This window comes from Streptococcus sp. HMSC070B10 (assembly GCF_001808665.1).
Classification (GTDB): Bacteria; Bacillota; Bacilli; order Lactobacillales; family Streptococcaceae; genus Streptococcus.
In genome coordinates, this window is record NZ_KV794126.1 from 1 (window position 1) to 4746 (window position 4746).

7 protein-coding genes are annotated in these 4746 nt (G+C 34.0%); all 7 read left to right on the plus strand.

Annotated features, from left to right (window positions below; genetic code table 11):
• Window position 1: 1 nt before the first annotated feature.
• The gene (locus HMPREF2613_RS00045; RefSeq protein ID WP_061421544.1) at window positions 2-862 is read left to right on the plus strand and encodes a conserved phage C-terminal domain-containing protein; all 861 of its coding nucleotides are present in this window, start codon (window positions 2-4) and stop codon (window positions 860-862) included.
• Window positions 863-873: 11 nt separating this feature from the next.
• Window positions 874-1719: an ATP-binding protein gene (locus HMPREF2613_RS00050; RefSeq protein WP_064276814.1), complete on the plus strand. Its 846-nt coding sequence runs from the start codon at window positions 874-876 to the stop codon at window positions 1717-1719.
• Window positions 1716-1877 carry a hypothetical protein gene (locus HMPREF2613_RS11420; RefSeq protein ID WP_162837499.1) on the plus strand — a complete coding sequence of 54 codons (162 nt, stop codon included), beginning with the start codon at window positions 1716-1718 and terminating at the stop codon, window positions 1875-1877. The genes HMPREF2613_RS00050 and HMPREF2613_RS11420 overlap by 4 nt, the downstream gene beginning before the upstream one ends.
• An 89-nt stretch (window positions 1878-1966) precedes the next feature.
• Window positions 1967-2197: a hypothetical protein gene (locus tag HMPREF2613_RS00055; protein WP_064276813.1), complete on the plus strand. Its 231-nt coding sequence runs from the start codon at window positions 1967-1969 to the stop codon at window positions 2195-2197.
• Window positions 2198-2246: 49 nt separating this feature from the next.
• Window positions 2247-3107, plus strand: coding sequence for a phage major capsid protein (locus HMPREF2613_RS00060; protein WP_064276812.1), 861 nt, complete (start codon window positions 2247-2249; stop codon window positions 3105-3107).
• A gap of 9 nt (window positions 3108-3116) precedes the next feature.
• Window positions 3117-3665, plus strand: a complete 549-nt coding sequence (locus tag HMPREF2613_RS00065; RefSeq protein WP_049490546.1) for a hypothetical protein — start codon at window positions 3117-3119, stop codon at window positions 3663-3665.
• Window positions 3666-4042: 377 nt separating this feature from the next.
• Complete coding sequence (locus HMPREF2613_RS00070; protein WP_049490544.1) at window positions 4043-4453, plus strand: hypothetical protein; 411 nt, start codon at window positions 4043-4045, stop codon at window positions 4451-4453.
• Window positions 4454-4746 lie beyond the last annotated feature (293 nt).

The window sequence follows — 4746 nt, forward strand, 5'->3', positions numbered from 1 at the left end:
GATGGCAAAGACTAAAATATATTTTTGGTTAAAAGTTGATAAGAAGTTTTTTGATAACCTTTTTATTAAGCGACTTAAAAATATGCCTGGTGGCTACACTATGACAGTGATTTATATCCGTCTTATGTTAGAAAGTCTAGAAGATGATTGTATTTTGTACTATGAAGGATATTTTGATAGTTTGGTACAGGAATTAGCTTTAAAACTGGATGTTTCTGAAGATGATATAAATATGACAGTAGCATATTTTACCAGATGTGGACTGATTCAGATTGATGATGATGGCCATGCTACATTATCGCAAGCAAAAGCCATGGTTGAGAGTGAAACAAACTGGTCTAAATATAAACGTGAACAGCGAAAACAAGCCCCAAATGTGGCAAGATTGGAAAATGTCCAAAATAGTTGGACAAATTCCAACTTGTGTCCAACAGAGATAGAGAAAGAGAATAGAGTTAATAGTAAGAGTAATAATTTATATTTAGATAATATATTGTCGGGAAATCTCGACTTCACTTTTCCTACTTGGCTTGAAGAAAACGCTAGAAAAGATTTAGAGAAAACAAAACATAAAGAACTTTGGATTCCTATTGCTTATTTGAATCAAGTAGCTAATAAGCGGTATAAATTTGTTGATAAGACAAAAAGGCTTTTACTAGCACGATTCAAAGAAGGCTATACACTTGAAGATTTTAAACAGGTGATAGATATTAAAACGGCAGAATGGAAGGATAGTCCTGAGTTTTCTAAGTATCTGAGACCAGAAACACTTTTCGGAACTAAGTTTGACGGTTATTTGAATCAAAAGCCTAAAACCATAAAAGGGAAGTCCGAAGACAACTTTCCAGATCTACCATTTTAGGAGTTGCAAAGATGAAGGAACAATTTAAAGAATTTAATAACAGAAAAATATCGGATAAAGTTTGCGATATTCACCAGGTAAATTATTGGGAAATTTCTGTACCAGTGTTAGGGAGTTCAGAAAGAAAAGTACAAGCATTTTGCCCGGAGTGTGTAAAGGGAGAGATTAAACAAAAAGAACAAGACCTATTACAGCAGTTCGAGGACAGACAGGCTTACTTTAAAACTTATGATGTCTTAATGCGTGATAGTACGATCCCTAACGAGTTGAAAGGAGCAACGTTTGATAATTTCTTTGTTAAGACGACAGAAGAGCGTCAGATGTTAGAGTTTGTAAAGGGGCAAGTCCAGAAGTACCTTGCAGGTATGACGGGAAATACTTTAATCAGTGGTAGCACAGGAATAGGAAAAAGTCATTTATCTCTTGCCTTGGCTAAAGAAATCAATGAGAGTTTTAGGGAGAAGAACGAGCCTAAGAGTGTCTTGTTTGTCAGCTTAACCGAGATTATCAAGCAGATAAAAGAAGGCTGGGCTTATGGAAGAAATGCAAACTTAACAGAGTATGAGGCGGTCAAAAAGCTTGTTGATGTAGATTTTCTAATCATCGATGACCTGGGGGCAAAAAATGGGACGGTAACACCTAAGAGTGACTGGGAACAGGATTTCTTGTTTGATATTATCAATAATCGAGAAACTACGATTTTCAACACGAACCTAGATAGTAGTGAACTGCGGACGGTATACAATGCTAGAAATTCAAGTAGAATTTTGAAAGGTTTAGAAGGGAACACTTTCAAGGCTTTTACGATCAAAGATAAGCGATACACTATAAATACAGTGAGGGGAGAATATCAATGAATGATGATAAAATGCGATTTGCAACAGAAAAAGGCTTTGTTGTCTACGAAAAATGTGGTATAATAGAGATAGAAAAAGTTCCAAGTTTTGGAGAGATAACTTTATTCTATTCAGATGGGAAATTTACTCATCTAGTCAAAAAAGAAACTAAAAAATAAGTCTATTGAGAACAACTCAGGGACATACCGTAAGCATATAATGCTAGTGGTATGTCCCTTTTTGTTTGCATAGAAAGGGGGTGAGGGAGATGTCAGGAGATACTTCTTTAGGGTATGTAGTAGCCAATAAGTTTTCTATGGATCCAGATAAAAGACAGAAAATCTTTTCTCAGTGTAAAAAAGAAGATGATAGCTTAGAACAACGGAAACAAGAAATACTAGAAAAATATGCTAACAAACAAGACAAACCAAAATCTAGAAAAAATGATTCTAAAGGCTCGGAGAGTCATAAAGGAAAAACTAAGAGCAAAGAATTTTAGAAAAAATTATAAACAAAAATCAGATATTAAAAGATGAAGGAGCAAAAAAATGACAACTAACTTAGCTAAACAAAAAGAAAATCTAGAAGCTTATATCCGAAGTACAGGTTATAACACCAGAGGGATGAACGTAGAAAATAATCATGTACTCATTGAAAAACCAATCCTTGATAGTTACGAAGATGAACATCAACGTAAAGAACTGGTTGATCTAGTAAATGTTATTGAGACTCGCACCCGTGGTGGGAAGTATGAAGTAACTGACTTTGAATCTGATTCATTACAAGAAGTTAGCGAAAATTCGGTTGAGAGAACAGAAGCAGATAAAAAGAAAACGATCAGCGTTGATTACTTAGTTAAATTATTCAGTGGAAAACTTGATTTTTCACAGGAACAATTAGATGATGGCCAATATAATTTAACGGATTTTCTTGGTAAGAAGATTATTAAATTAAAACGTAGAACACGAAATAGAGAGATTGGGAAAATTCTCCAAACTGCGAAAGTGCAGACTGCTACAAGTATGGACGACTTGAAATCTATTGTTTCTTTAATCAATCCAGAGCGCAATGTATCTATGGTTGTTAGTCAATCACTATTTAGTGTCTTAGAAAAAATGAAAGACACTTCAGGAAATTATCTTCTTAAGGTTGATAAAGAGACAGGGACAAGTGAAACATTCTTTGTAGATAACTTTTTAATTGTAGATGATACAACATTAGGGAATAAAGGTGATAAAAAAGGCTTTATCGGAGATCTAGAAAACTTTGTTACTTTGTTTGATCGAAAGAAAGATACACTTAGTTGGGTGAATGCGAATGACTATTTTGGGAAACGGTTGATTTTACATACCCGATTTGATGTAAAAAAAATTGAAGAAGATTGTGGTTACTTTATTCAATGGAACTAGGAGAAAGAAATGGATATTAATCAAGTATTTGAAACACTGGATGATCTAGATAATAAAAAAAGTAAGATTAATTCAGCACGAGAACAGTTAAGCGAAAAAAGGAAAAGCCTGTTAGGCAATCAAGCAGTTTCATTTGAGAACATAGATTCTTTTTTGTCAAATAACTTAGAATCTTTAGAGCAGCTGGAAAAGATGGAAAAAGCTATTAATGGCCTTCAGGAAAAATTTGATAGTGATTTTTCAGAAGCTAATGCAGTCATCTTTGAATACATTTTTAAAGAAACTAAGCAACGGATGGAAACTAAGAAGATCTATAAACAATACCGAAAGAAACTTAGACGAATTTTGGACGCATATGATGAAATTCAAGAACTGAAGAAGGATGTAGAAGAAATTCATACAGGTGTAGTCAGAGAAATAAGTCAGAGACATTCTCTATCGCCGTATCGAACAGAAGTAAGTCCGCTTACTGTCCTACCATTCTTAACCCCTGATTCTAGCGGATGGATGAATTTTTCTAAGGAATATCGGGACATCAAAGTGTATTTAGAGAAATAGGGAACAAATTAAGTAAGGCTAGTGATATATGGCTCAAACAAAAGAAATATCGCTAGTCCTACTTTTATGCTTTACTAAGTTTCACATAACAAAGTAAGCATAAACTGAAAAGAAGTAATAGCTTAAAAGCAAGGTATATCAGGGGTTTACAGAATGGAGTGAGTTTCACAGAATGTAAGATATGAGAAACTGAGGGGATAAATTAAAGAAATTTCCCTTGAACTTGTCATATTGAAGAGTTGTCAAACTTAAAACAATGATACCTGGTAAGTGGAGTGTTGGAAGGCTTTTAGCGTTTTTTGTCAGTTTGACAGAATTTACAATTTGACAAATTGAAAGATAAAAAAATTTTTAAATTTAAGTGGAGGTACTTGCCTATGTACGAGTTGAGTAACAGAGACCTGGACGGGATAGATATTGAGTTAGGACGATATAGAACGCTTGCTAATAAAATTTATTTGAGAAGACAGGAGCTGATACATAATAAGAAGCATAGCACTGAAGATTATACTGGTGGGAAAGGCAAGACAGTATATAGTCCTACTGAAGCAACAATCATTAGAATTGAAGAAGACCAAACACTAAGATATTTAGAAGGTTTCAAACTAGTTGTAGATACCTTGATGGAAAACTTAATTGAAAGTGATCTAGTAATTTTTAAAATGAGATATTTAGAAGCTGATGCGACTTGGGAAGACGTGGCAGAGAAACTAAATAAAACTACTCGTTATATAAATAGCCGTAGAAAGGTAATCGCTAAAAGATTTGTTGAGTTGAAAGGATATTGACTCCCCCCCACCTTTTAAAAAATCTTTCTGGCCAGTAGGGTACCGGTGAAGGGAACTTTTTCCAAGTCGGAGCACTTCAGACAAAAAGGGGATAAAAACCTTTCAATTTATCAGAAAATGATTAGTTTTGAAGGGCAAGATACATGCGACAGAGAAGAAATAGATAAAACGTGTTTTATTGCAGGAAGATAGCAAAAGAGCTATAATAAAGTGGAGCACAAAGGATTATACTTTTAAAAAAGGAGACAGTATTCATGGCAAAAAATGATTATTGGGTAGTTGTTTATAAAATT

Bases quoted from the DNA above. Each gene is read 5' to 3' on its own strand.
- HMPREF2613_RS00045 (WP_061421544.1), top strand. From the start codon at position 2: ATGGCAAAGACTAAAATATATTTTTGGTTAAAAGTTGATAAGAAGTTT.
- HMPREF2613_RS00050 (WP_064276814.1), top strand. From the start codon at position 874: ATGAAGGAACAATTTAAAGAATTTAATAACAGAAAAATATCGGATAAA.
- HMPREF2613_RS11420 (WP_162837499.1), top strand. From the start codon at position 1,716: ATGAATGATGATAAAATGCGATTTGCAACAGAAAAAGGCTTTGTTGTC.
- HMPREF2613_RS00055 (WP_064276813.1), top strand. From the start codon at position 1,967: ATGTCAGGAGATACTTCTTTAGGGTATGTAGTAGCCAATAAGTTTTCT.
- HMPREF2613_RS00060 (WP_064276812.1), top strand. From the start codon at position 2,247: ATGACAACTAACTTAGCTAAACAAAAAGAAAATCTAGAAGCTTATATC.
- HMPREF2613_RS00065 (WP_049490546.1), top strand. From the start codon at position 3,117: ATGGATATTAATCAAGTATTTGAAACACTGGATGATCTAGATAATAAA.
- HMPREF2613_RS00070 (WP_049490544.1), top strand. From the start codon at position 4,043: ATGTACGAGTTGAGTAACAGAGACCTGGACGGGATAGATATTGAGTTA.